This window comes from Agrobacterium sp. CMT1 (genome assembly GCF_037203725.1).
In the GTDB taxonomy this organism is placed as follows: domain Bacteria; phylum Pseudomonadota; class Alphaproteobacteria; order Rhizobiales; family Rhizobiaceae; genus Agrobacterium; species Agrobacterium pusense.
Map to the genome: position 1 here is coordinate 214,737 of NZ_JBBCAR010000011.1, position 25,967 is coordinate 240,703.

Sequence of the window (25,967 nt, forward strand, 5' to 3'; positions counted from 1 at the left end):
CCCTTTCCCCCCGGGTGAAACCCCGGACGCTTTAGAGCCGAGTTCAATAACCGGTCATTTCCAGGTAGCCTCGTCCCGAGGCCGTTCCCGTAAATTCGACTGGTCCCTCCCAGTAAGGGGTCGAGGTCGCCATCCATGCCTGCTCGTTCAGCGCCGTCGTTTTGATGTCGAGACCCCGGCTTGGAATCTTCAGGTTCCATTCCACCGGAACCGCCTTGCCGTTCACCGTTGCGGTCCGCAAGGGCGAAATCTGTATCTCCCGGGGATCGACCGGCGAGGTCGTGCCATCGGCCGAAATCCAGTTGGCAGACGTATAACCTCCCTCGTCATCTCTCAGCCTGAACGCCATCATCTTTTCGCCGGATGCGAGGTGGAGGGAAAACCAGTCCCATCCCGTCTGATTGGAAGCGAGGGGCTGGGATGACCACTCACGATCGAGCCAGGCTTTGCCTGTCACCTGCAGGACCCGGCCCTCAAGAACGACGTTGCCGCTGACCTCGTAGAAGGGCTGGGAATAATAATAGCTGGCCTGCCCGGCGGCTGATTTGACCGAAAAGCCCCTGTCCCCCTGAAGAACCAACGGGCCGTTTGCCTGAAGTTTGAGCTGATAATGGAAACCTTTGCCGTTGGCGTTCAAGTCAATTTTATCGAGAGGGTCGGCATGTCCGGTCACTGCCGTCTTCATCTCCCAATTATCTATCCACGCCTTAAAAGGAGCGACCCCGACACCCCCCTGTCCAATGCCGCCGCGCGCCAGTCTTTCGGCAACATAATGGCGGCTGGCGGTTGTCACGGCGGCGTGGCCCAGCCAGATCTGCGGATCCGCCCATCCTGCCCGCTCGCCGGGCTGGAGCGCCGAACGAAAAAGCGTCCATTGAGCCCCTAGCTGCTCACCGTCGGCGGTCTGGAGATTTGCGGTGACGTACCACCATTCGATCCTGAAGTCCGGATGCGGCCCATGCTCCCGTGGAAAAACCAGCGGCACCCCTCGTCGTGGAACGCTGAAGCCTTCCGCATTTGACCCCAGTCCGGCGAAACCCTGCGCTACCGATGCCGCCGGCGCGAGAAGACAACAGACGAAAAAAAGACGAATGATGGGCCTAGCGTTCATTGGCAAATATCCTGAGAAGGTCCGTGGGTGTCGTTTTCGCCAATCGCCGGACCGGGATCAAAACCGACATGATGGCGGCCACGAGGGCGACAAGGCCCAGTTTCAGCCATTCCATCGGGAAGAGGATCATCGGCAGCCGCCATCCGAACGCTTCCACATTGATGATCACGAGGAGAACCCAGGCCAAAACAAGCCCGACGGGAATGGCGGCCACGAAAGTTATGAACCACAAAGCGAGTGTGCGGATAAACTCCAGCCACGCCAGATCACGACGGCGAAGTCCGAGCGCCCAGACCGGGGCCAGTTGCGGCAACCGGAGTGAGGCGAGCGTCAAGAGGCTTGAAAACATCGCAAAACCGGCAACGCCGAGCGTCAGGACGTTCAGGGCGCCCGTCACCGCAAAGGTCTGCTCGAAAATGGCTGCGGATTGCCGCTTAAGAGATGCCTGGTCAACGATATTGGCTTCCGGCAGGCCGAACTCGTCCATCAGGCTGCGTCGAAAATCCGCCACCTCCTCCGGCGCAAGGCGAAGGCCATATCGCAGTTTTTCGACATCCGGATAGTGCTCAACAAGAGTATCAATGCCGATAATCACCTGTCCGGACGGATTGCCGTAATCCGAAAATACGCCGACGACGGTAGCGCTCCAGCCACCTGGCAACTGGACCTTCTGGCCAGGTGAAGCCTTGCCGGTCCGCCACAACTGCTCATTGACGATTGCGCCCCGGCCGCTCGCGATTTCATCCCAGGTCGTGGGCGAGCGAAGGATCAACGGCCAATGATCCCTGTAGGTAGGATCATCGGCGACACCAAAAATCTGCACCTGTTCGCCTGAAACGTCACCACGGCTGCTCCAGATGGGCAGAACCGCGCGCGTATGTTGAGGAAACCACTGGCGTAGCTTCTCGGCTTCCGTCTCGTCTCGCGCTGTCACGTAAACCTCTGCTGCAAGTCGCTGATCGAGCCAACCCAGAAATGTCTCTCGAAAACTCGAGACCATCGTGCCGACGCCGATATTGGCCGATAGCGCAAGCAGCAATGCCATCAAAGCAAGGGAGAGCCCGGGCAATTGCTGACGCGTATCTGCAAAGAACCATCGCACCAGTATGTGTCGGGAAACGTGTTCGCCTGCCTTCATGGCAAAGGAGAGAAAAGGAGGAAGAATGAATGCCGCGCCGAGCAGCAGCGCGGCCAGAACCGCAAATCCGGATAGGAGCCCACTGCCAGTCCAGACAAGCAGGCCGGACAGCACGATCAGAAATGTGCCGATTGTTGCCTGTAGCACCAGCCCCCTGACCGATGCCATTGTCCATGCCCGGCTATGCGCCGCGGACAATATCGGCATCCGCCAGACACGCCATAGATGTTGCAGCGAGGAAAGCCACGTCCCGATCAGCGCCATGCCTAGACCAGCCAGCCACCATTCAGGCCTGATGGAAAGTGAGCCTGAAACGCTCGCCCCGTAAAGCCCACTGAGCGTCGCGGCAACCCCTGGCAGAAGTGCAGAAGCGATGACATAGCCGAGAACGACGCCAAAGGCGCCGGACAAGAGGGCAAAAAGCGTAATTTCAAAAACGAGCATCACCGTGAGTGAGCCGAGCGAGATGCCGAGCGATCTCAAGGTTCTGAAGGTGCCTCGTCTCTGCTCGAATGACAGACCGGTTGCGGAATAGGCGATAAACAGACCAACGACAAAAGCAAGGAAGCCGAATGCCGTGAGGTTGAGATGAAAACTGTCGGTGAGCCGCGCAACGTCCGATCGCCCGCCCGCTTCTCTTATTGTCAGGTCCGGTGCTGCAACCGCGATTGCCTGACGATCAACTGCTTGTGAGGGTGAAATGACGATCCGGCTGAGATCTCCTTTGCGTTCGAGGATGCGGGCGGCAGTGGAAATGTCGACAAAAGCCGCCCCGTCGGGAATATTGGCCGTCGGTCTGACGGCAAGACCCGCCGTATCCTTTAAGGCGCTGGCCGTCGCCGGTGAGACGATCATAACGCCGGGCGCGGTCATGAAGTCTATAAGGCCGGATCGGTCCGAAGGGGGAAGTACCGATCCATCCGAGGGCATCGTCAACGGGTCAATCCCGATCAGCCTGATACGCGTCGTCCCGAACCGGTGTTGACCTTCGATGACCGGAGAGACATCCAAGCCGGCCCGGCGAAGTCTGGCGTAGGTTTCCAAGGCTATCATGCCGCCGTCTTTGGCGACCAGCTGATCCAGCTGGTTTTGAGACAATAGCGAGGCCGCCCTGTCATAGCTGGCACGCGCTTCGGAATTGATGGCCTGTACGGCAGACCATAGCGCTGTCGCGAGCGCCACGCCCATGACGAGCATCAAGAATTGCAGTGGTCTGTAGCGCCAGTGCGAGAGCAGCGCACTGAAGGCGGTCGCGTTCATTGCGACACCTTTCCGCCGCTGAGGGCAATGCGCCGATCAAGTTTTGCGGCGAGCCGGCTGGAATGGGTGACGAGCAGAAGCGCGATTTTCGCTGACGTCGTCAGTCGCAGCATGATGTCGATAACGATATCTGCGGTGTTCTCGTCGAGATTGCCGGTCGGTTCGTCGGCAAGGATCAGCGGCGGCCGGGCCGCAAGCGTCCTTGCGATCGCAACCCGCTGCTGTTGCCCTCCCGAGAGCTGCTCGGGATAACGGTCGAGGAGCGCCGCAATTCCCAGGGCTTCGACCAGTGTCTTTTCCCACGTCCGATCAAAACGGCCCGCGAGCTTTGCGTGGAAAGAGACATTGGAGCCGACATCGAGGCTCGGAATCAGATTGAACTGCTGAAAAATCAAACCGACGTCATGCCGGCGAAATGTTGCGCGGTCTCTGTCGTTAAGATCGGTGATCGTACGGCCGTTCACCCTGACGGTGCCGCTGTCGGGCAGATCAAGGCCGCCAACAAGATGCAGGAGCGTGCTTTTGCCGCTGCCGGATTCTCCCGTCAATGCAAGGCTCTCTCCCGCGTCAACGCTCAGATCAACGCCATTGAGAACCGGTATCGTCCCTTCGGCGGTCTGATAGGTCTTTCTGAGGCCGGAAATTGATAGGATCATGGGAGCTTTGGTCTCTAACTGATCTTATATGATCGGATGTGGTCACAGATTTCAACCAAGCTGACCCGACGATGTTCCCTTGGCGCGAGACAGAAGCCGGCCCCGATTTTGTCTACCAATACGATGTCCACCACTTCCACGGGTATTTGGAATCAATGACCAAGTCGGATAAGCCTGTTTGCGGATGTGGTTGCGATTTGCTGCGGATCATTCGAGGTTTGAGGTGACGGACGAATTTTCTGCTGAACTTGATGACTTGCATCGCACTACCTTCGACTACTTCTGGTCCGGCAGCCATCGTGAGAGCGGACTTCCCAGGGACCGCATGGGATCAGATGGTCAGACGATCCACGAAATCACATCCATATCGGGGGTGGGGTTCGGATTTCTTGCGCTCATTGTCGGCGTTCACCGGTCCTGGATTACGCGGCAGGAGGCGATCGATCGGGCGAACCTTATGCTGCGATCTCTCGGCGCGGTGAAGCGATTTCACGGCGCTTTTCCGCATTTTGTCCACAGCTCCGGCGGAAAGACAATTCCATTTGCGAAGTTCGATGACGGCGGCGATCTCGTTGAGACTGCACTTCTGGTTCAGGCACTGATCTGCGCCCGCGAGTTCTTCGACGAGCCGACATCGACGGAAATGGATCTGCGCCGGTCGGTTACCCACATCGTGGAGGCAGTGGAGTGGAACTGGTTTACACAGGGAAAGCCCGGCCCTCTCTACTGGCATTGGAGCCCCCGCTTCGGCTGGGCGAAGAACCTGCCGATTGCGGGATGGAACGAGGCTCTGGTCACTTACGTTCTTGCGGCAGGATCGGCCGCGCATCCAATAAACCCGGTCTCCTACCACTCCGGCTGGGCGCGCGATGGCGAGATCAGAAACGGCGCGAGATATCTTGGCGTCAGGCTGCCGCTCGGCGAGCCGTATGGAGGTCCGCTCTTCCTGTCGCAATATTCATTCTGCACTCTCGATCCGCGCGGTTTGGGTGATGCCTATTGCAATGATTATCTCGAGCAGGTCCATGCCCATAGCCTCATCAACTATCGGTATTGCAGCACCCGTTATGCGCCGGAAGACGGATGGGGTCTATCGGCCTGCGACGGGCCGAAGGGGTATGCCGTCAATTCTCCAACCGATGACCATGGCATCATTACCACGACGGCTGCGCTCTCTAGCATACCGTTCCTGCCGGTTCGATCGATACGGGCGGCTGTGCGCTTTCTGCAATGGCGTGGCGGCGCACTAAGGGGTCGTTTCGGCCTGATGGATTCCTTCCAGCCGTCCACCGGCTGGGTTTCAAAAACCCATCTCGCCATCGATCAGGGGCCCGTAGTTGCTATGATGGAAAACCATCGCAGCGGCCTGATCTGGGATTTATTCATGAATGCGGCGGAGGTCAGCCGTGGCTTGATAAAGCTGGGCTTTCACACGGACAGGTACCGGGAAACAGATGATCTCCTGGCGTCGCGGTAACGGAGACCTGCCAGTTCCTATGATCGGCTGCAGCGGACCCCGGAAGGTAGAGTTTAATCACTTGACGGAGGTGTTTTGCGCCTCCCTTCGCCGCTGTCACGGCCCTACCACTCTATCCTGCGGCCGTCATAGGCGAAGAACTGCCCTGTCTGGGCGGGCGTAAGTCCATCTATCGTTGCCAGGAGACTTGCTGCGGCGTGTTTCGGTGAAAAGCGCTCCCGGCCCTTTGAAAAGGCCTGCGAGAGATCAGTATCCACCGTGCCCGGATGGAGCGCCACCACGATGGACTGAGGATGGGTACGCGCGATTTCGATCGCCGCGGTTCGGATTATCTGGTTCTGGGCGGCCTTCGATGCCCTGTAGGAAATCCAGCCGCCCAGTCTGTTGTCTCCTATCGATCCGACGCGTGCGGACAGCGAGGCAAAAACGCACCGTTCCTCCCGTTTCAGAAGCGGCGCAAAATGCTTCAGCAGCAGGGCTGGTCCGATCGAATTGACAGCGAACTGTTTGGCCATTTGGGAAGGATCAATCGCCTTGATCGTCTTTTCCGGTCCGACGCCATCGATCGTCAGCGCACCCGTTGCATTAAAGACCAGATCGAACGAGCCGCGCTGATCTGACAGACGGCTGACAGCCCCGGCGACACTCGCCTCGTCGGTGATATCAAGATCACCTCCACTGCGCGAGAGTGGCAGGGCGAGCGCGCAACGAGGATCTGTCTGAAGAAGAGACAGCAAAGCCCCTCCTATGCCGCCGGATGCCCCTATCACGATCGCCCTGTAACCATTTGCGAGGGAATGCAGCATCGTCAGGGTCCTTTGGCGCTGAGCTGGAAACTCAAGCTTGTTGACGTCGTAACCCAGCTTGCGCGTTTCTGCGATCATTCTTTGAAGTTTGCTTTTGGAGGGAACGCTTCTGGCGTAGATCCACACGTCATCCGTGGAGGGATTGGCGCTGATGAACCACGATTTGTCCGGGGATTTATACAGGACCCAATAGTTGAAAGTGATGAGGAGAGGATAGCGAACCCGCATCTTTGCATTCGCAGAACCGAAGTCCTCTATCTTGCCGACGCCCCTGATGGTTTTCAGCCGGCCCTGCGGAGTGTCGACCCGGCAGCCGTCTTCCACCAGAACCTCGTTTGCAGTCCTGCCCTGCCGGTATGTCGAATAGCCGGCGACGCAGCCGTCCGTGAGCAGCATCGGCATACGGCCAATCTCAAGCCACGTGCCGCGGTAATGATCGCTCCCAACCGGCACCGGCTTTGGGCTGGCGGCGGAAGCGGATTGCGCCGATAGCGCAACCGCAAGCGTTAGCGCTCCGATCAGCTGCTTGATACCTGTGTGCATGAACTCCTCCTGTTGATGGCGCCCATAGGTCCAGGTATCCGCCCGCCTTTGCGGCATACCCCACAGCGATGAAAGACGAACGCTGGCGGCATAGAACGCATCCGCGTCAGAAAGCGTTGCACACGCAGGCCCGTTCAGGCCATCGGCAAACCCTATTTCGCTGATGGTCCTGCGATAACGGATTTCGCCCTGATGCGAGCGGCCTTTCTGTAGGCTCGAGGTGTAAGCCCCATCTCCATCCGAAAGTAACGATTGAAGTTCGACAGGTTGTTGAAGCCCGCCTCGAAACAGACATCCGTAATCGATGTCTCGGTCTCCGCAAGCAGGGTTCTCGCGCGCCACACACGCACCGAACGGCTATAGTCGGAGAAGTTCATGCCGGTCAGGCGCCGGAAGGCACGCGAAAATGCGGAGGGCTCGAAGCCGACCAGTTCTGCCACTTCCTGCATTTGCGCGGCAGGATTCGATTGCAGTATCTGGATCGCCTGATCGATCCTGCGATGTCTGCGGTCAGACACCTGATTATAAACGGATATGAAGTGTTCGCTGGCGAGCAGCCGCTTCTCGGCGGCTGTTTCGATATCCTCGAGGATTTCCAGAAAAAGACCCAGTCCGCCGCGGTGTCCTGCCGAATGCAGCCTGAGGATCTTTGCCCCGATAGTGAACGCGTCTTCCCCCAGAACCTCGATCCCGCGTTGCGCCAGGGGTTTCAGTCGGTAGAGCACGTCAAACTCCGGACAGACCGAGCGGACGCCAATCAAGGCATCCGCGTCGAACTGCAGGACCATGTCACGGCCGGGCAAGGCCGGCGCGCCCGGTGTAATCCAGTTATGGGGAAGGTTTGTCCCCGTGAGCACCAGATGCCCCGGACGGAACGAACCGATGTAGTCTCCCACATAAGCGAAGCCGGTAGCATCAGGTATGAAGTGAATTTCCCATTCGGGATGATAGTTCCAGATGCAGATCGGGTTGGGATAGTCGTCCCGGCGGATCAGATAGGAAGCGCCTCTGGGCAAGACGATCTGCTCGCGCGTGGCGGTGAAGGTCTCAGATACTGATTGAGGAAAGTCTGATGCAATACGCATTCATCTGCTCATGTTATGGCGTACAAATGTCAAGATAATACCAGTTCTGTGACTGACGCCAACTAGTTTGCGCCCGTCGCTTGCGCAAATCTGGACGCGTCGATGGCACGGGAGTTGCCACCAAGGGAGGACATCATGACACTCAATGCTCTCCGCGCAGGCTGCGCGGTTGTTGCCCTATTTGCCGCGTCCAGCGCGTTTGCCGCCGCACAATGCACGAGCGACGTGCGCGTTCTGGCACAGCCGCGCGACGGACTGACCCTTCTCGAAAAATATGTCGACGAGTTCGAAGAACTGTCCGGCGCAGGCTTCGAGATCAGCTATCTCAACGAGAATGATCGCCGCGCAAAGTCGCAGGCCGACGCCTCGACAGTCGGTAGCTTCAACGTCTATTACGTTGACGAAGCCAATCTGGCGCTTTTTGCCTCGTCAAAGTGGATCGTTCCGCTCGAAGGCTTTTACCCGGCAGAATACGACTACAAGGACTTCGACGCCGGCATGCGCGCCGCTGCGACCTACGACGGCAAGGAATGGTTTGCACCGGTACAGGGCGGCGGCGACCTGATGGTCTATCGCTCCGACCTTCTGGAAAAGGCGGGCATCGCCCCGCCAAAGACATGGGACGAATATTTTGCCGCCGTGAAGAAGCTGCATGACCCGGCCAATGGCGTCTACGGCACTGCGCTGCGCGGTCAGCGCGGTTCAGGCGCCAATGTCTGGCGCTGGATGCCCTTCTTCAAGGCAAATGGCGGCGAGTGGTTCAAGGATGGCAAGCCTGCCTTCAATTCCGATGCGGCCGTAAAGGCGACCGAGACCTATCTCGAGCTCTTCAAATATTCCGCACCGGGCACGCAGACCGGCTCCTGGGACGAGTCCACCGGCGCTTTCCGCTCCGGCAAGGTGGCGATCATCATCGAATCCGCACCTCTTGGCGGCATGTCCGTCGATAAGGCCCAGAGCCAGGTTGCGGACAAGGTCGCTTTCTCGGTTCCGCCGTCGCCGCTGCCCGGCGCCGGTTACGCCCATGGTTTTGCGATTGCTTCCAAGGCCAACAAGACTGACGAGGAGAAGGCCTGCGCCGGTCTCTTCGTTGCCTGGGCGACATCCAAGGAACAGGAAGCACGCCGCCTCGCCGCCGGCCAGCCGGGCGAACTGACGCGCACCAGCACCTACCAGAGCCCGGAATATGCCAAGACCTTCGGCCAGAACCTTGCCGATGCCATGGCCGCGACCGGTGAAAAGACCACCGTGACCTTCTGGCAGGATGCGCGCTGGCAGGAACTGGGCAACCAGTGGGGCATCATGCTCGAAGAGCTGATCACCGGCAGCCGCACCGATATCAAGGCGACGCTCAACGAACTCGAAGCTTTCGCCGCCAAACTCTGACGCCTCCCAAGCCGTCTGAAGGGCGCGTCCAGTGACGCGCCCCCTTTTCCCCACCCGAGGATCTGCCATGCGCCGCGGCCGCTCGCTGCCTTACGTCTTTCTTGGACCCACTCTCAGCATCCTGATCGTTCTGGCGCTCGTGCCGACGGTCTACGCCATCAACATCTCCCTGCAAAACCGCACGCTGTCTGCGCCCGACGCGGACTACGTCTGGTTTGCCAATTATGCCGCGCTGTTTTCAGATGCACGTTTTCTGAACGCGCTTTGGGTGTCGTTCAAGTGGGAGGTCATCAGCGTCTCAATGACCATGGTGACCGGGCTTGCTCTCGGGATTGCGATGTTCGAGGCCGCAAGCCCTCGCGTACGAAACGTTCTCTGCGTGCTTTTCATCATTCCCGTTCTTTTGCCACGGGTTTGCGCCGCTTTCGTCTGGAAATTCGCCTTTCATCCGCTCTACGGCGCCTTGACCTGGCCGGTCAGGGAACTCACCGGCATTACGCCCGATATTCTGTCGACACCCCTCGGCGCCCTTCTTGCCGTTGCCTTCGTTGATGTCTGGCAGTGGGGTTTGTTCTTTGCAGTCATCATCCTGAAGCTTCTGGAATCCCTGCCGCCGCAGCCGCTGGAAGCCGCACGTATCGATCGCGCGAGCCGCTTCGAAATCCATCGTTTTGTAACGCTTCCGATGCTGAAAGCGCCCTTGATCAGCCTGCTCCTCGTCAAGGCTATCGAGAGCCTGCGTTCCTTCGATCTCGTCTACGTCATGACGCGCGGTGGTCCCGGCATCTCTACCGAGACGCTGGACATGTACGCCTATTCGCAGGGCTTCATCGAAGCCGGCAAGATTTCGTACGCCTCCTCCATGGCTGTCATCATGATGGTCCTGACCATTGTCACCTTTACCTTTACGTGGAAGAGGCTGAACCGATGAAAGTCTCCACTTTCTTCCTCAGGGTGTTGCTGGTTCTGGCCGCCGCACTTGTCGTGCTGCCGCTGCTTTGGACCCTGCTCAACGCTTTCAAGACCAATGCCGACCTGCTGGTATCGACGCCTAAACTCGTCTTCCAGCCTGTCCTCGACAATATGAGCTATGTGCTCAATCGCCGTTCGGTCGCGCGCGCGCTCACCAACTCGTTGATCATCTGCTCGAGTGCGGTCGTCCTCGGCGCAGTACTCGGTGTGCCCGCCGCCTATGTGATTGCCCGATTCAAGAACAGGATCACGGCGGAAGCGCAGTTTTTTGTCCTGTCGCTCCGTTTCCTGCCGCCCGTCGCAATCGCCATTCCCATGCTGGTCATCTGGCTTGGTCTTGATCTCTACGACACGAGACTGTCGCTGATCGTGACCTATCTCATCGTCACTGCTTCAATAACCATATGGCTTTCCGTGCCGGCTTTTGAGCGCGTCAGCCTACACGTTGAAGAGGCTGCCCGGGTGGATGGACTTGGTCCCTATGCGACGTTCTTCCGCATCGCCCTGCCAATTGCCCGTTTCCAGGTCTTTGGCGCGGTCGCCTTCTCATTCGTTCTTGTATGGAACGAGTTCCTGCTTGCCATGATGCTCACGACCTCGAAGGCGAAAACCCTGCCGATCATCGCGTCCGAAATGTCGCAGCTCGGCATGAACGTGCCGTGGGGCATCCTCAACGCCGCCGTCGTCCTCTTGTCGCTGCCGCCACTGATCCTGCTCGGCGTGCTTGCAGGTGGCCTCAATGCCGCATTTTCCAAGAAAACTGATCAAGGTTGACTGACCCATGAAAGCACTTGTCCTCGAACGTGTCGGCGAACTTTCCCTGCGCGACATCGAAATTTCTCAGCAATTGGGGCCGGATGACGTTCGCATTCGTCTGCATACCGTCGGTGTCTGCGGCAGCGACGTGCATTATTATACGCACGGGCGCATCGGTGACTTCGTCGTCAATGAGCCAATGGTGCTCGGCCACGAGGCCGCGGGGACCGTCATCGAGACCGGAGCGAACGTAACGCATTTGAAGCCCGGCGACCGCGTCTGCATGGAGCCCGGCATTCCCGATCCGAAATCTCGCGCGTCGCGGCTCGGCCTCTACAATGTTGATCCCGCTGTCACCTTCTGGGCGACGCCACCGGTGCACGGTGTGCTTTGCCCCGAAACGGTTCATCCGGCGAGTTTCACCTACAAGCTGCCGGACAATGTCTCCTTTGCCGAAGGGGCGATGGTCGAACCATTTGCCGTGGGCATGCAGGCGGCCGCCCGGGCCAACATCACGCCTGGCGATACCGCGGTCGTTACCGGCTGCGGGACGATCGGCATCATGGTGGCGCTCGCCGCTCTGGCCGGTGGCTGCTCTCGGGTGTTCATTTCGGACATTTCCGCGACCAAGCTCAAACTTGCCGAAAGCTATGGTGGCATAACCGGTGTCAACCTGAAGGAGGTTGATCTCGTTCAGACGGTCAATGAGGAAACCGAAGGTTGGGGAGCGGACATAGTCTTCGAATGCTCGGGCGCGCCGGCTGCGGTCCGGGATCTCTTCAAGGTCGTCCGCCCAGGCGGAACGGTTGTTATCGTCGGCCTGCCGCCGGAACCCGTCGCCGTGGACCTTGCAGCAGCCTGCTTCCGCGAATGCCGTATCGAGACGGTTTTCCGCTACGCCAACGTATTCGATCGCGCTTTGGCGCTGATTGCCGCCGGCAAGGTTGACCTGAAACCATTGGTCTCCGGCACCTATGCCTTCGATCAATCGATTGCCGCTTTCGAGAGGGCGGCCGAAGGCCGGCCGGAAGATGTGAAGCTGCAGATCGTGATGAATGGGGAGACGCATTGATGGCCACCGTCGAATGCCGGGGAATCCGGAAAGTCTATGGTTCGCTGGAGGTCATGCGGGATTTTGACCTCAAGATCGATAACCACGAATTCGTCGTCTTTCTCGGACCGTCAGGCTGCGGGAAATCCACCATGCTGCGAATGATTGCCGGGCTTGAGGAAATTTCCGGCGGAGATCTTCTCATCGGCGGCGAGCGGATGAACGACCGCGACCCCGGCGACCGGGGCATCGCCATGGTGTTTCAGAATTATGCGCTGTACCCTCATATGAGCGTACGGGACAACATCACCTTCGGGCTCGAGAGGGCCGGTATTGGAAAGTCCGCAATCGATCAGCGTCTCGCACCCGTGGTCAATGCGCTGGGACTTGGCGTCTACCTTGCGCGCAAGCCCACGGAACTGTCGGGCGGACAGCAACAGCGTGTGGCGATTGCCCGCGCCATGATCAAGACGCCGGAAGTTTTTCTCTTCGACGAGCCGCTTTCGAACCTCGACGCAAAGCTGCGGGGCAGTCTGCGTGTTGAAATCGCACGGCTCCACAAGGACCTGAAAACGACGAGCATCTACGTCACTCATGACCAGCTCGAAGCCATGACGCTTGCCGATCGTATCGTCCTCATGAAAGACGGACGGATCGAGCAGATGGGCACGCCTGAAGAGATTTACCAGACACCACGAACCATCTTTGCCGCAGGCTTCATCGGCACTCCGAACATGAATTTCCTGCAATTGCAGATGACGCCGGAGGGCGTCGGCGACGATCTCGTGAAGTTTGCTGCCCCTGCTGGTCTGCGCTCCGGTGAGGTCACCGTCGGGATCAGGCCGGGATCATTCCGCTTGAACCACGATGCCAAGGCGTTTCGTGGAACCGTTGAGCGCAATGAGTTCCACGGCGAGACACGCCTTATCTGCCTCAAGAATGATCGCCACGAGATCAACATTTCCGTGCCCGCCGAGATACGACCAGCAATTGGCGAAATAATCGGAGTCGAAGTCGCCTCTTCTGATATTCACGTCTTTGATCCCGGATCGGGCCTGAGACTGAATTAACCGTGGTGACACCGGCCCAGGATGGCGGCGTGCCGCGCAATGGAACGCCTGTGATGCAGCTCAGGCGGTCCATCGGGTTCCACTTTCTCCCATCCATCCGTCGGTCGATCACCCGGAAAGCACCCGGATTTCAACGAAGTGACGCAGAAAGAGCGAAAAGCGAAAGCGTCGTCGGAATCTCCGACGTGAAACGGCGCGCTGGTCGCCTGCGCCGTTCAGTTGCTGGAGCTTGGTGCGCTCGTGGCTTTCGTTGCCTTCCCGGTCAGATATCGACGAGAAGACCTTTGGCCTTCAAGACAGGTTCAAGATTACTGACTTCAATAACGGATTTTCCCTGCTTGTAGGCCTCGATATAGCCCGCCTCGGCATCTTCGCGAACCCGGGATAGCCGGGCGGTTTCCTGGGCGTCTTCCCGACGCACGACCACGAGACCATCGGCATCACCGACGATGATGTCTCCGGGATTGATAATCTCACCGCCAACGATGATGCTGTCGTTCACGGCGGCAATGGTTTCCTTTACAGTTCCCTTGATGCAGACGCTGAGCGAGAATACCGGAAAGCCAAGTTCTCTCAATTGCAGGGTATCGCGGACACCGGTGTCGGTAACCAATCCGCCGATCCCCTTTGCCAGGCAGGCATTGGCAAGCACATCGCCGAAAGAACCGGCTTCTTCATACTCGCCTGCGGAAACGACGATGATATCGCCCGGTGTGGCGTAGTTGATAGCAAGCTGCAACATGATGTTGTCGCGGGGGGCGCATTTGACCGTAAATGCGGGTCCGCACAGCTTCATCCGGTGATCAACGGGTTTAAGCCGCGATGACAGCGCGCCCCTGCGTCCCTGCGCCTCATGAATGGTGGCTGGCGAAAACTGCGAAAGTGCTTCGATGTCGGCCTTGCCCGGCCGCTCTGCTATATCTTTTATGTGGATCATAAGACCTCCCACGGTAAGGCCTGCGGCGAGAGCATCCCGCCGCCTGCAATGAATGTTTCGTCTGGTGGAGTTCTTGCCCGAGAGCAACTCGGGGCAGGATCAGGGAATGGGATCGAACTTCAGTTCGGACAGCGGAACGACCTTGTCGGTGCGGGCCATTTTGTATTCAGTATTCGGGCCGAGCCACTTGTCCCAGATCTTGTTGATCTCGCCGTTAGCATCCAGCTTGCGAAGCACTTCATTGACCTTCGCAGTTAGCTTCGGATTATCCTTCGCCATACCGATGCCGATCGGCTGATACAACATCGGCTCCTCGATCATGCGCATTGGCTTACCCTTGGTTTTGGACTCGTTGACGAACTTGGTCGTCGTCATGGTGTTGGCTACCATGCCGCGTGCCTTACCCTGCTGAACGGCGAGGTAGGCGGAGGCTGTGTCCTGGAACGTCAAGGGCTCCGACTTGTTGAGCTTGATCGACATTTCCGAGGTCGAGCCCTTCGTCGAGGCCACACGCTGACCTTCATAATCGGCCTTCTTTTGTCCGGCATCGTCAACGGGAACGATCAGCATTTCCTTGGCGAGGTAATATGGATCGCTAAACTGGATCTGCTCGGCGCGGCTTTGCGTGTAAGCAAGGTTGGCGACGGTAATGTCGACACGCCCGAGCTTGACCTCTGGGACACGCGCCTCGACCGAAACCGGCTTGATTTCAGCCTTCACGCCCAGTTCTCTAGCAATCGCATTGCAGAGGTCGACATCAAATCCGGCCATTTCGCGAGTTTTGGGGTCGGGCGCAGCAAAGGGCACAACGTCCGCAAAAGTGGCGCAACGCAGCACCTTGTTGTTCAAGATGGTGTCCAGCTGGTCGGCTGACGCGGGTGCGGCAAGTGCCGTACCGGCGATGATCGCTGTGAGTGTCAGGCATTTCCAGTTCATGTCTCGTTCTCCTCTTATGGTTGATTATGTATCAGTGACGCAGGTCGGCCAGAAACCGCTGCGCACGCGGATGGCGTGGTGTGGTGAAAAACTCCTGTGGCGTCGTCTTCTCCAGGATTTCACCGGCATCAATGAACCAGATGCGGTCTGCGACATCTCTCGCAAAGCCCATTTCATGGGTGACGCACAGCATGGTCATCCCTTCGGCGGCAAGGCCCTTCATGACGGCCAGTACCTCGCCGACCATTTCGGGGTCGAGTGCACTGGTGGGCTCATCGAACAGCATCACGGGCGGCTCCATGGCAAGAGCGCGAGCAATCGCGACACGCTGCTGCTGGCCGCCGGATAGTTGCCCGGGGTAAGCTCCCGCCTTGTCGGAAAGGCCAACGCGTTCGAGAAGCTGCAACGCCTTGGAGCGGGCAACATCCGCCGCCACGCCTTTGACGCGGATGGGTGAAATTGTGATGTTTTCCAGCACCGAGAGATGCGGGAATAGATTAAAACTCTGAAAAACAAACCCGACGCGGCTGCGCAGCAGATTAAGCTCTCTGGTTTTCGTCGCAGCGTGAATATCCTGGCCATCGAGCGTAATTGAACCGCTATTGATTTCCTCCAACCGGTTGACCGTGCGGATCAGCGTGGATTTGCCAGAACCGGACGGGCCGCAGATAACGACAACTTCGCCCCGAGCGACGTCGGCGTCGATATTCTTCAAAACCTGATAGTCGCCATAGCTTTTGCAGACATTGGCAATGCGGATCGTCTGCTGTGTCGAGGATGCTGAAGTGGTCATGGCTGCTCCGTGATGATTTTGGCTTGAGCCATTGCTGCCTGTTGCGTGCGGGCCACCACGCCGGCGCGGCGTCTGGCGATGCGGCGTTCGACCGAATTGGCGAGATAGGTGAGGCTCCAGCAGATCGCGTAATAAACGACGGCGAGGATCAGGAAGACCTGGAATGGCTGCGTGAGAAGCTGGTTGTTCACCTGGCTTGCCGCGAATGTCAGGTCTGGCACATTGATGACGTAACCCAGCGTCGTGTCTTTGATTGTCGCGACGAAGGTGGAAATCATGCTCGGGATCATGTTGTACAGCGCCTGCGGCAGAATGATGAAGCGCATCGCGCCCATATAACTGTGGCCAAGGGCTCTTGCGGCATCCAACTGGCCTTCGCCCAAGGCTATGATCCCTGCTCTTACGACCTCACTGAGGAACGCTCCCTGATAGACGACCAGCGTCACCAGCATGATCATGAAGCTTGGCACGTCCGCCCCGGTCCAAAGCGGAATAAGGAAGTAGGTCCACAGGATGAGCATCAGCAGCGGTACGCCGCGGGTAACGTAAACGAGCGCCGTGACCGGCCACCGCAACAGACGCCATTTGGACAGACGCGCAAGCGCCATGAGAATGCTGACGGGGAACGCCAGGACGATGGCAAGCGCCGACAGGATGACCGTATTCGCAAGACCGCCCAGCGGACCGTTAGGATACTGGCCGATCAGCAGCAGCAACCAATGATCTTGAATAATGGTAATGATGTCGCCGATCATGCGCGGGCCCTCGTCGCGGGATCGAGCCGCATGGAAAGATAAGCGCCGGCCGCCATGATGAGCAGTGAAATCGCAAGGTAGAGCACCGTCCCGACGAGGTAGATCTCGAACGTCTGGAAACTGAGATTTTCGATTTCCTTGATGGCGTGGGTCAGTTCAGACGCACCGATCACCAATGCCAGACTGCTGTTCTTGAAAAGCGAGACGCTATGATTGATAAGGGGTGGCAAGGCATTCCGCACCCCTTGCGGCATGATGACGAAACGCATCGCAGACAGATAGCTGTGGCCGAGCGCTTTTGCTGCCTCCATCTGGCCGGGGCCGACAGAGCGGAGGCCGGAACGCAAATCTTCGCTGAAATAAGCGGCCTGACAGAGGCCAAGTCCCACAACCGCAAAAATCGACTCTGCATTATGATTTATTAGCCAGTTCGATAGACCCGACGGGAGCAGGGTGAATATGCCGAAGTACCACAGCATGAGCTGCACCAGCGTCGGGACATTGCGGTGATACGACACATAAGCCGCCACGAGGCGGTCACCGAACCGGAAGGGTGAGAACCGGATGCACAGGAGAATAAGCGCCAGGGCCATGGCCAGCGACCACGACCCAAAGAAGATGACAAACGTCATCTCAAGACCGTGCGCCAGCATTCCCAGATATTCGGGATTGCTGAGTATTGCCGAAAGATCAAAGCCGTTCACGGCTTTTGCTCCCCGGCGTTGCAGGCTTCATTGACGTCCTGCGGTCTGGCCGTCTGCAGACCGCCCATCACCTGCAGGGTGGGCGTGATTTCCATATGGCCGATATTGACGGCAACCGGTGCGGCGATAGCAAAAGCAATCGCATCCGCAATGTCTTCCGGCTTTGGCAGTTCGAAACCGTCGATGAAGCGTTCACGCACGCTCGGGTCGTCGCCATGGACATGATTGAAGATATCTGTCGCAACGCGGCCGGGGCAGACTTCTGTTACACGGACGCGTTTGCCGAATGCGTCGATCCGCAACTGGTTCGACAACATGGCAACACCCGCCTTCACCGCATGATAGGTGGAATTGCCGCCGAAATTGTAGTTTCCGGCAATCGAGGAAATATTGATGACGTGCCCGCGGTCACGCTCCACCATGCCGGGCACCACCAGCCGGCAAAGATGCAGGACGGCACGAAGGTTTACATCGACAAGGAGATCGATATCTTCGGCGTCGGCCTGAAGAAATTTTTTGGGCCGATCGACACCGGCATTGTTGACCAGAATGTCAAACTGCATGGTATCGACAAGCGCGCTCATGGCGGCGCGATCGGTGACGTCGATGGCGTGCGCTACACAGCCAGTGCGCTTTGCCAGATCGTGGAGAGCAGCGGCGCTTCGGGCAACCGCGTGAACTTCGATATTTTCCCTGCGAAGTCGTTCAACGACTGCGGCGCCGATACCTGAAGAAGCGCCCGTGATGAGTGCGGTCTTGTAGTCGGAGAAAGGCATTATGATCCCCTTTTTGTTGTCATGGACATTAGCGAAGCTTTTTGTGCTTGCCCAAGACCGATTACTTTTGAGGTAATAAGCAAGTTTTATGGAGTGTCTGAGAGGCCTTCCTGTTTGAAATATAACAACGATCCCGGAGTCTGCGCTCTTTCCTCCGAGGCCGTGGCCACATTGCAAATCAGGGGATTGGATGTAAGCTGCTTCGACAACAATACAGTCGCATCAGCATGGACATCAGACGCTTAAAATCCTTCATCGTAATCGTTGATAGCGGCAGCATCACCCGGGCGGCCGATATCTTGCATCTCGCCCAACCGGCACTTAGCCAGCAGCTTGCGGCGCTGGAGGACCACTTTGGCCAGAAACTGCTGATCCGCAGCCAACAGGGCGTCACCATGACGGATGCGGGTCAGGCCGTGTATCGACATGCACAAATCATCCTGCGCCAGATGGAACAGGCACAGGCTGACGCCGCGGCGGCCGGCACCTCGATTGCCGGACGCGTCTCCGTAGGTCTCGTGCCTTTCAGCAGCGCAGCAACCCTTTCAATTGACCTGCTCGCCGAGACCCGGAAGCGGCATCCGGGCATCCTCATCCACCTGACGGAAAGCGTCGGGCAGGCATATAGCCAAATGATCATGAACGGCCGCCTGGAATTGGCGTTAATCCACGGAACAGGGCCCATCAAGGGGGTAAAGTTCCAGCCCCTTCTCACCGAAGAGTTCTTTCTGGTCGCCCATCGCGATTTTGGATTCGATGCCGATGCAAAGCCGGTGCCCATCGCATCGCTGGACGGTATGCCGATGCTGATGCCACCGATCTACAATTTCGTCCGTCGCGCCGTGGAAACTTCGTTCACACGAAGCAGGATCAATCTCAAGGTCGTCGCCGAAATCGAAACGGTGAGGACGCTGGTCCAGGCTGTCGCCATGGGTCTAGGCGCAAGCATCATGCCCAAGGCGATTGCCGATCGGATTGTTTCCGAAAGCAATCAACCGATCGTCTGCCGGCCATTATCACCGCGGATCGAAGAGACATTGTCGCTCTGCATGTCCGACCAGACCTCGCTGTCGGAGCCCGCCTTCGCCGTGAAGGATATATTGATGGAACTGGCGGAGAAACTGAAGCTCTGACCGCCGGGCTCGTTGCCCCGCAGAGCGGGGCAACGGCATCGTGATTACCGCATGTCGTGGCAAAACTGCGAAATGCGGGCACATCCCTCCTTCAGCATATCCATGCTCGTTGCATAGGAGATGCGGAAATAAGGGCTCATGCCGTAAGCCGCCCCCTGGACAGTGGCAACGTGGTGTTCATCAACCAGTGCCATGACGAAATCGACATCGCTTTCAATCTTTCGGCCACCCTTTGTGGTCTTGCCGATGAGGCCGGCCATGTTCGGATAAAGATAAAAGGCGCCTTCCGGCCTGTGGCACCGGAGACCGTCAATCGCCGCCAGGTTGCTCAACACGAAGTCACGGCGTTCACTATAGATGGCAGCGCGTTCCTTCAGCAGATCCTGCGGGCCGTCCAGTGCGGCAATAGCCGCAGCCTGCGAAACGGTCGCGATACCGCCGCTATTCTGCCCGTTGACATTGCTGATCGCCGAAATCAGCTCCCTGGAGCCGCTGGCGCAATAGCCCAGCCGCCAGCCGGTCATCGCATAGGCTTTAGAAACACCGTTCATCGTCAGAACACGATCGTAAAGGCGGGGCTCTACATCGGCGATGGTACCGAACTCAAACCCGTCATAGACAAGATGCTCGTAGATGTCGTCAGTCAATATCCAAACATGCGGATGCCGCAACATCACATCGGCAATCGCCGCCATCTCGCGCCGGGAGCAGGCCGCACCCGTCGGATTGTTCGGAAAGTTCAGGAGGAGCCATTTGGTCCGGGGAGTGATCGCGGCTTCCAGATCCTCCGGACGAAGCTTGAAACCCGTTGCCTCGACACAGGGAACGGCCACCGGTACGCCGCCTGCAAATTTGACGATGTCCGCGTAGCTGACCCATGACGGGCTTGGGATGACAACCTCGTCGCCGGGATTGCAGGTTGCCAACATCGCATTAAAAATCACCTGCTTACCGCCGCCCGATACAATGATCTGGCTGGCATCATAGATAAGGTTGTTGTCGCGCTTGAACTTGCGGGCAATCGCAGCCTTCAGCTGCGGTGTACCGTCCATTGGCGGGTATTTTGTCTGCCCACTCAGTGCGGCCTCATGCGCCGCCTCGACTGCGTGTGCGGGCGTCGGAAAATCAGGCTCGCCGGAGGAAAGGCTGACCACCTTTATACCCTGCGCCGATAGTTCTCTGGCGCGCTGCGTCATGGCGGCGGAGGCGGAAACGGAAACGTTTTTCAGTCGATCGGCTGTAGAGGGCATCAGGGTGATCTTTCACTGGGATATGGAACCGGGGCCACGTAGAGCCCATTAGGATGCAAGTTCGGAGGCTGGCGCGAGAATGGCGCCAGAGGCGAGGATTTCGCTGCGCACAATACCTGCAAGCTCCAGCGAACCCGGCGTGTCGCTATGGACAAGAATAGAGCGGGCGGGCATGGGGATGATTGCGCCGTCGATTGTTTCGACGGTCTGCTCTTTCAGGAAACGCCGAACGCGGGTACGCACCGAAACCTCATCCTTCACGAGAGCACCAGGAAGCCCGCGCGCGACGAGGCCGCCTTTGGCGTCATAGGCACGGTCAGCAAGAAATAACGCAAGCGTCTTCAGACCGGTGCGCCTGGCAGCGCGATCGATTTCGCTTCCCGGCGTTACGAACACCACGAGCTTCGGGTCTACTGAAAAAACCGCACTCATCATCACATCCGCCAGCACCGGGTCACGATTGACCATGTTTCCCATTGCCGCATGGAAACTGAGATGACCAACGGTCATGCCCTCGCCCCGCGCAATAGCAATGAGCGCGCCAAGCTGGTAAAGCATCTGCTGACGCAGCTCATCCGCCTGGAAAGAGATTTCGCGCCGGCCGAAGCCGGCCCTGTCGGGCAAGCCCGGATGCGCACCGATACCGACCCCGTTCGCCTTCGCCAGTCGAACCATCCGCGCCATGGTATCGTGGTCGCCTGCGTGAAAGCCGCAGGCGATATTTGCCGATGAAACCAGCTTCATCATCGCCTCATCATCGCACAGCCGGTAGGGTCCAAAACCTTCGCCCATATCCGAATTGAGATCGATCTTCATCATGGTTTCTCCGATTTCGTCAGGCCATCGCTTTCAAGGCACGCTTCACCATCGGCGCAGTTTGCCTGATATCCTCGATATACGCGGCAACCGCCTTCTCCACCCTGCGCGCTTCGTCATGGCTCGACCTGACAAATCTGATCGTCGCGCCGGGCCGCGCCTGCCCAAGCCGCCAGAGATCTGCCTCGATCACACCGGCGATTTTCGGGTAGCCACCGGCAGTATTCGCGTCACTCATCTGGATGATCGGCTCACCGCCAGGTGGAACCTGAACGACACCGGGCACCACACCATGCGAGCGCATTTCCACCGTCATAACGGGCTTGATCGGGTCGCCGGTTAGCCGATAGCCGGTACGATCGCTCCGTGAGGAAATACGCCATTCCCGGCCCCAGAAGGCCTCTGCGTCTTCGCCAAAAAGATGGTGCTCGCCGGCGGGGATGGCACGGACCTGCAGCACACCTTCGAGGACGGGGGGAAAGGCATCTGCCATTGCCCGCAAGGGCGTCACCGCAGCAAGTCCATCCGTGGGCAGGGGCAGCCCGTCCCCGTCCACGCCCAACAGCAGAATGTCGCCCGTGGTCAACGATCTGCCTTCGACACCGCCGAAGTTGCCCCGCAAAGCAGTGCTGCGCGACCCCATCAACAGCGGCACGTCCACGCCGCCTGCGAAGGCGATGTAGGCACGCGCCATCTTCGGAGGGTGGCGCAGTTCCAGAACGTCTCCTCCATGGGCCTGCCGGGCAGACCAGGACAACTGCTCTTTTCCGTTCAGCAGATAAACACCGTCTGCCCCGGTGACAGCGAATACGCTCGGTACTGTAAAGCGCAGCTTGAACGGAAAAGTCTGCACCTCGACGGTGGCGGAGCCGGCCGGATTGCCAACGAGGATGTTACCGATGCTGGCAGCGAGTGGATCCATCGCGCCGCCAGCCGAAACGCCGATATCCCGAAAGCCGGGGCGGCCGAGATCCTGTACGGTGTTGAAGGGACCTGTCTCGACAATCTCCATCATAGCTCGATCCTTTCAGGAATGAAGCGAACAATATCGCCAGGGGCGAGCAGTGCCGGGGTTGCCGAAGCCGGATCGAACATCTGCAAGTCGGCATAACCAATGGAATTCCAGCCATTGGGACCCGTAAGCATTGCCACCCCGGTCTGCATGCCCCCTATCGTGACGCAGCCCTTTTCCATTCTGATTGATGGCACCGTCTTTCGCGGCATGTAGATCCGGGCGTCCAGACCATGGAGATAACCAAAACCGGGAGCGCTCCCCAGCGCGAAGACGCGATACGTAGCCTGATGATGAATGCGGACGACCTCCCGGTCACTTAACCCTGAAAAATCGCAGAGGGCCGCGAGGTCGGTCGCATGTTCCCCGCCATAATGAACGGGAATCTCGTGCGTTTTACCCGCGAGATCGAGAGCTGTCGCATTGTCCCACGCATCGAGGAGGCGCTCTACAATGGCCTGCGGATTTTCGGGTGTGTCCTCTAGAATGGTCAACAGGTTGGTCATGCCGGGAATGACCTCAGCCACCTCAGGCCAGACGCCCACCACCCGAGACAACGCCCAGATCAAACGCTGCGCAGGCAGGTCGAATTCACCCGGCGCCTCGAGAAGAAAAGCCCGCGAGCCGATAAACGAAATCCTGGCCTGTCCCGCTGCAAGGGGCCGCACCTCATGGCGCGACGAGAGGTTGTGTGATGGCACGCTCATGACTGAAGCTCAATTTCGAAAAGGGGGTCTCCGAAGCCCACCAGCGCACCATGCTCCGCAAGCTGACGGGTTACGGTACCAGCCCGACCGGTGGTAACGGGAACAAGGATGTGGCCAATGCGGACCGAGCCCAACGCCTGGCCGATTTTTTTGTTGGATATAAATGGATCTTCGCCATCGGCTTCAGATGCGTGAAAATGGCCGGCAATCGGAGCTTTGACGACGGCTCTGGATGGTTCGGTTTTCTGTGAAGGCAACGTCGCTGAAGGCTTTGCCGCCTTGCCGCATGAAGAAACGACAAGGCGAATTTCGCAGCCGGGAGCGCTGATTTCCAAGCCGTCTACCCTGGCATCCGCCAGCATCTCGGTCAGCGCCGCCAGAACAGCCGGATCGGTAAAATCAAGCTTGCTCATGATGCGCTCCAGGCTTCAAGCCATTGCTCAAGATAATGAATGTCCGTTTCCCCTTCTGAAAAACCGGGATCCTGAAAGAGGGATTGAAGAAGAGCTAGATTGCTGGAGATACCGTCCAGGCGCGTCTCGGCCAGCGCATGCCTCATCTTCGCCATGGCCTCGGCGCGGCTCGGTGCATGCACGATCAGTTTTGCGATGAGAGAGTCGTAATAGGGCGAGACGCGGTAGCCGCTGTGGATGTGTGTATCGACCCTGACGCCGTCCCCTTCGGGCCACGAAAGATCGGTGATCACACCGGCGGAAGGGAGAGCTGTCTTTGGGTCCTCCGCGTTGATACGGCACTCGAAGGAGTGCCCTTCGCAAACTATATCTATCTGGCGCAGCGGCAGCCGCTCATCCTGCGCGGACCTAATCTGCGCCTGCACGATATCGATGCCGCTCGTCATCTCAGTGACGGGATGCTCGACCTGAAGGCGCGTATTCATCTCGATAAAGTAGAACTTGCCATCTTCGTAAAGAAACTCGAAGGTGCCGACCCCGCGATAGCCAATTTGTCGACAGGCTTTCACGCAAGCGAGCCCGACGGGCTCGACGATCTCCGCGGTGATGCCCGGCGCAGGCGCCTCCTCCACCACCTTCTGATGGCGGCGTTGCATGGAGCAGTCGCGATGGCCGAGCCATACAGCGTTACCATACCTGTCGCACAATACCTGGATTTCGATATGTCGTGGATGCAGGAGGAATTTTTCCATATAGAGGTCGGCATTACCGAACGCCTGCCGCGCCTCTTCGCGTGTGACGGTGAACGCCTCATTCAACTCACTTGGGCCATGTACCACACGCATTCCCCGCCCGCCGCCGCCACCAGCGGCCTTGATGATGACCGGGTAGCCGATATCCGCAGCAATCTGGGAAACAAGCTCACCGTCATCGGGCAAAGCCGCGTCAGGGCCGGGCACACAGGGAACGCCTGCAGCGATCATTGCACGCTTTGCGGCAATCTTGTCTCCCATCGTCGCAATGGCGCATTCATCGGGGCCAATGAAGACCATTCCCGCATTCTCGACGGCCCGCGAGAAAGCGGCGTTTTCGGAGAGAAATCCATAGCCGGGATGAATCGCGTCCGCGCCGGTAAGGCGGGCCGCGAGGAGGATCGCGTCCCTATTGAGATAGCTCTTGCTCGCATTGGCCGGGCCGATACACAGAAAACCGTCTTCCGTCTCGCTAGAGGAGGCGTTCCTGTCCGCTTCCGAGCAAATTGTGACTGTCTTTAAACCCAAGGCGTGGCAGGCTCGGCGAATCCGAACGGCTATCTCCCCACGATTGGCAATGAGTACTGTATCGAAGAGCGGGCGGGGAACGGCAGAATTCTCGCGCATCAGGCGATCTCCGCCAGAAGTTCATCTACGTCTACCTCGCCACCATCCGTGGCAGTAAGGTAAGTAACGCGACCCGCGCATGGCGCAGCAATCTTATTGAAGACTTTCATCGCTTCGATAATGAAAAGTGTCTGTCCCGCTTCCACCGTGTCGTCATGTTCCACAAAGGGACCTTCGCCTGGAGCGGGAGCGCGGTGGAGAATGCCAAAAACCGGCGCGCGGATTGCCCTGCCCCGAACGGTACGTTCTTCCAACATCTGCGCGATAGACGGTTGCACGTCCTCGTTCTGTCTTTCTGGCGTCGCTTTAGCGACGTCACCTACCGTTTTGAATATGCGAACCGTGACACCGTCTTCGGTCACGAACAGACTACTAACGGGCGACTTTCCAACAAAATCGATCAATGTTTTTATTTTTGGCAGGTCCATTATCATACTCAACAGTGTTGGGAGCCGCTTGAGCGAACCACCGGGCATGGCGGATCGTCATCGGCACACATGCCAACTTACGCGAAGGACACACCGATGGGGTCAAAGGAATTTTTGATGGGTGACAGCAATTCCACGTCGCCGTTCGAGTTGGATCGTAGTCCACCGCGAAGGCGACAGAGGTCTGAGTCATTGCGGGTTGCAGAGCGGAGCCGCTGTCCCGGTCGAAATTTCGGAAGACCCGCGCTTTTTAAGGATTGACGCGGGAGACCGGCCGGATTGCTTGCCGTAAACAATTCAGGTCCTATTTAATACACCATCTCGCCCGCTGCCGCCTACTCATCTGACATCCGCTCGTCCCATTCCGGTGTCGCCGGCGTCTTGATATTAAACTGGTCGCGCGCACAGGCATGCCGGACCATTCGGCCGACAGCATCCACTTTCCGGATGCCGTGAGACTATGCTTTATCTGTTTTGTCTTTGGATTGTTGTTTTGGTTGCGGGGGCAGGATTTGAACCTGCGGCCTTCAGGTTATGAGCCTGACGAGCTACCGGGCTGCTCCACCCCGCGTCCAGCGCATTCGGCAAGGCCGAATGTCGCGGTTACGTCGTTGCTT

25 protein-coding genes, 1 tRNA gene and 1 pseudogene are annotated in these 25,967 nt (G+C 58.3%); 7 read left to right on the forward strand and 20 right to left on the reverse strand.

What is annotated here, in order from left to right; genetic code table 11:
* Positions 1-43 precede the first annotated feature (43 nt).
* From WA845_RS14975 to WA845_RS14985, 3 genes are read right to left on the reverse strand one after another with little or no spacing between them, the layout of a single operon-like run.
* Positions 44-1,111: a lipocalin-like domain-containing protein gene (locus WA845_RS14975; protein ID WP_077986461.1), complete on the reverse strand. Its 1,068-nt coding sequence runs from the start codon at positions 1,109-1,111 to the stop codon at positions 44-46.
* A complete protein-coding gene (locus tag WA845_RS14980; protein WP_112555452.1) occupies positions 1,101-3,509 on the reverse strand; it encodes an ABC transporter permease in 2,409 nt (802 codons plus the stop codon). The genes WA845_RS14975 and WA845_RS14980 overlap by 11 nt, the downstream gene beginning before the upstream one ends.
* Entirely contained in the window at positions 3,506-4,165 is a 660-nt protein-coding gene (locus WA845_RS14985; RefSeq protein WP_034498451.1) for an ABC transporter ATP-binding protein, read from the reverse strand. The genes WA845_RS14980 and WA845_RS14985 overlap by 4 nt, the downstream gene beginning before the upstream one ends.
* 325 nt (positions 4,166-4,490) lie before the next feature.
* Between WA845_RS14985 and WA845_RS14990 the strand changes: the two genes are divergently transcribed.
* Entirely contained in the window at positions 4,491-5,642 is a 1,152-nt protein-coding gene (locus WA845_RS14990; RefSeq protein ID WP_112555612.1) for a glucoamylase family protein, read from the forward strand.
* A 104-nt stretch (positions 5,643-5,746) separates the two neighbouring features.
* Here the strand turns inward: WA845_RS14990 and WA845_RS14995 are convergent, their stop codons facing one another.
* The 3 genes and pseudogenes from WA845_RS14995 to WA845_RS15005 form a co-directional block, all read right to left on the reverse strand.
* Positions 5,747-6,448 (reverse strand): SDR family NAD(P)-dependent oxidoreductase, encoded by a 702-nt coding sequence (locus tag WA845_RS14995; protein WP_162719226.1) that lies wholly within the window; start codon positions 6,446-6,448, stop codon positions 5,747-5,749.
* Between the two features lie 15 nt (positions 6,449-6,463).
* Positions 6,464-6,991, reverse strand: a pseudogene (locus tag WA845_RS15000) (lipocalin family protein); the annotation flags it as partial.
* Between the two features lie 152 nt (positions 6,992-7,143).
* Positions 7,144-8,076 (reverse strand): AraC family transcriptional regulator, encoded by a 933-nt coding sequence (locus WA845_RS15005; RefSeq protein ID WP_006698722.1) that lies wholly within the window; start codon positions 8,074-8,076, stop codon positions 7,144-7,146.
* 135 nt (positions 8,077-8,211) lie between these two features.
* On the opposite strand from WA845_RS15005, the gene WA845_RS15010 reads away from it, so the two are divergent.
* From WA845_RS15010 to WA845_RS15030, 5 genes are all read left to right on the forward strand, one after another.
* Positions 8,212-9,462: an ABC transporter substrate-binding protein gene (locus WA845_RS15010; RefSeq protein WP_112555450.1), complete on the forward strand. Its 1,251-nt coding sequence runs from the start codon at positions 8,212-8,214 to the stop codon at positions 9,460-9,462.
* A gap of 67 nt (positions 9,463-9,529) precedes the next feature.
* Positions 9,530-10,393 (forward strand): carbohydrate ABC transporter permease, encoded by an 864-nt coding sequence (locus WA845_RS15015; RefSeq protein WP_004438055.1) that lies wholly within the window; start codon positions 9,530-9,532, stop codon positions 10,391-10,393.
* Complete coding sequence (locus tag WA845_RS15020; RefSeq protein ID WP_006698723.1) at positions 10,390-11,208, forward strand: carbohydrate ABC transporter permease; 819 nt, start codon at positions 10,390-10,392, stop codon at positions 11,206-11,208. Before WA845_RS15015 ends, WA845_RS15020 begins: the two co-directional genes overlap by 4 nt.
* A gap of 7 nt (positions 11,209-11,215) precedes the next feature.
* Positions 11,216-12,262 (forward strand): NAD(P)-dependent alcohol dehydrogenase, encoded by a 1,047-nt coding sequence (locus WA845_RS15025; RefSeq protein WP_112555449.1) that lies wholly within the window; start codon positions 11,216-11,218, stop codon positions 12,260-12,262.
* On the forward strand, positions 12,262-13,311 hold the full coding sequence (locus WA845_RS15030; RefSeq protein ID WP_112555448.1) for an ABC transporter ATP-binding protein: 1,050 nt from the start codon (positions 12,262-12,264) through the stop codon (positions 13,309-13,311). Before WA845_RS15025 ends, WA845_RS15030 begins: the two co-directional genes overlap by 1 nt.
* Before the next feature lie 262 nt (positions 13,312-13,573).
* On the opposite strand, the gene WA845_RS15035 is transcribed toward WA845_RS15030, so the two are convergent.
* The 6 genes from WA845_RS15035 to WA845_RS15060 form a co-directional block, all read right to left on the reverse strand.
* Positions 13,574-14,248 (reverse strand): 4-carboxy-4-hydroxy-2-oxoadipate aldolase/oxaloacetate decarboxylase, encoded by a 675-nt coding sequence (locus WA845_RS15035; RefSeq protein ID WP_004438040.1) that lies wholly within the window; start codon positions 14,246-14,248, stop codon positions 13,574-13,576.
* Positions 14,249-14,347: 99 nt separating this feature from the next.
* Positions 14,348-15,184, reverse strand: a complete 837-nt coding sequence (locus WA845_RS15040) for an ABC transporter substrate-binding protein (protein WP_112555447.1) — start codon at positions 15,182-15,184, stop codon at positions 14,348-14,350.
* Between the two features lie 31 nt (positions 15,185-15,215).
* Positions 15,216-15,977 (reverse strand): amino acid ABC transporter ATP-binding protein, encoded by a 762-nt coding sequence (locus tag WA845_RS15045; RefSeq protein WP_112555446.1) that lies wholly within the window; start codon positions 15,975-15,977, stop codon positions 15,216-15,218.
* Positions 15,974-16,732 (reverse strand): amino acid ABC transporter permease, encoded by a 759-nt coding sequence (locus WA845_RS15050; protein WP_044459730.1) that lies wholly within the window; start codon positions 16,730-16,732, stop codon positions 15,974-15,976. Before WA845_RS15050 ends, WA845_RS15045 begins: the two co-directional genes overlap by 4 nt.
* Positions 16,729-17,436 carry an amino acid ABC transporter permease gene (locus WA845_RS15055; RefSeq protein ID WP_004438031.1) on the reverse strand — a complete coding sequence of 236 codons (708 nt, stop codon included), beginning with the start codon at positions 17,434-17,436 and terminating at the stop codon, positions 16,729-16,731. The genes WA845_RS15050 and WA845_RS15055 overlap by 4 nt, the downstream gene beginning before the upstream one ends.
* A complete protein-coding gene (locus WA845_RS15060) occupies positions 17,433-18,212 on the reverse strand; it encodes an SDR family oxidoreductase (RefSeq protein WP_004438030.1) in 780 nt (259 codons plus the stop codon). Before WA845_RS15060 ends, WA845_RS15055 begins: the two co-directional genes overlap by 4 nt.
* A 227-nt stretch (positions 18,213-18,439) precedes the next feature.
* Here WA845_RS15060 and nac point away from each other — a divergent pair, with 227 nt between their 5' ends.
* The gene (nac, locus tag WA845_RS15065) at positions 18,440-19,345 is read left to right on the forward strand and encodes a nitrogen assimilation transcriptional regulator NAC (protein WP_004438029.1); all 906 of its coding nucleotides are present in this window, start codon (positions 18,440-18,442) and stop codon (positions 19,343-19,345) included.
* 44 nt (positions 19,346-19,389) lie between these two features.
* Here the strand turns inward: nac and WA845_RS15070 are convergent, their stop codons facing one another.
* The 8 genes from WA845_RS15070 to WA845_RS15105 all read right to left on the reverse strand — a co-directional run bounded on the left by WA845_RS15070 (position 19,390) and on the right by WA845_RS15105 (position 25,921).
* Positions 19,390-20,595 (reverse strand): pyridoxal phosphate-dependent aminotransferase, encoded by a 1,206-nt coding sequence (locus WA845_RS15070; RefSeq protein ID WP_044459727.1) that lies wholly within the window; start codon positions 20,593-20,595, stop codon positions 19,390-19,392.
* 48 nt (positions 20,596-20,643) lie between these two features.
* Positions 20,644-21,411 (reverse strand): 5-oxoprolinase subunit PxpA, encoded by a 768-nt coding sequence (locus WA845_RS15075; protein WP_004438027.1) that lies wholly within the window; start codon positions 21,409-21,411, stop codon positions 20,644-20,646.
* Between the two features lie 19 nt (positions 21,412-21,430).
* On the reverse strand, positions 21,431-22,426 hold the full coding sequence (locus tag WA845_RS15080; protein WP_112555444.1) for a biotin-dependent carboxyltransferase family protein: 996 nt from the start codon (positions 22,424-22,426) through the stop codon (positions 21,431-21,433).
* A complete protein-coding gene (gene pxpB, locus WA845_RS15085; RefSeq protein WP_044459725.1) occupies positions 22,423-23,130 on the reverse strand; it encodes a 5-oxoprolinase subunit PxpB in 708 nt (235 codons plus the stop codon). The genes WA845_RS15080 and pxpB overlap by 4 nt, the downstream gene beginning before the upstream one ends.
* The gene (locus WA845_RS15090; RefSeq protein WP_022563502.1) at positions 23,127-23,543 is read right to left on the reverse strand and encodes an acetyl-CoA carboxylase biotin carboxyl carrier protein; all 417 of its coding nucleotides are present in this window, start codon (positions 23,541-23,543) and stop codon (positions 23,127-23,129) included. Before WA845_RS15090 ends, pxpB begins: the two co-directional genes overlap by 4 nt.
* The gene (locus WA845_RS15095; protein ID WP_174151630.1) at positions 23,540-24,922 is read right to left on the reverse strand and encodes an acetyl-CoA carboxylase biotin carboxylase subunit; all 1,383 of its coding nucleotides are present in this window, start codon (positions 24,920-24,922) and stop codon (positions 23,540-23,542) included. Before WA845_RS15095 ends, WA845_RS15090 begins: the two co-directional genes overlap by 4 nt.
* Complete coding sequence (locus tag WA845_RS15100; protein ID WP_112555440.1) at positions 24,922-25,350, reverse strand: acetyl-CoA carboxylase biotin carboxyl carrier protein; 429 nt, start codon at positions 25,348-25,350, stop codon at positions 24,922-24,924. The genes WA845_RS15095 and WA845_RS15100 overlap by 1 nt, the downstream gene beginning before the upstream one ends.
* Before the next feature lie 494 nt (positions 25,351-25,844).
* Positions 25,845-25,921: transfer RNA gene (locus WA845_RS15105), tRNA-Met, on the reverse strand.
* Positions 25,922-25,967 lie beyond the last annotated feature (46 nt).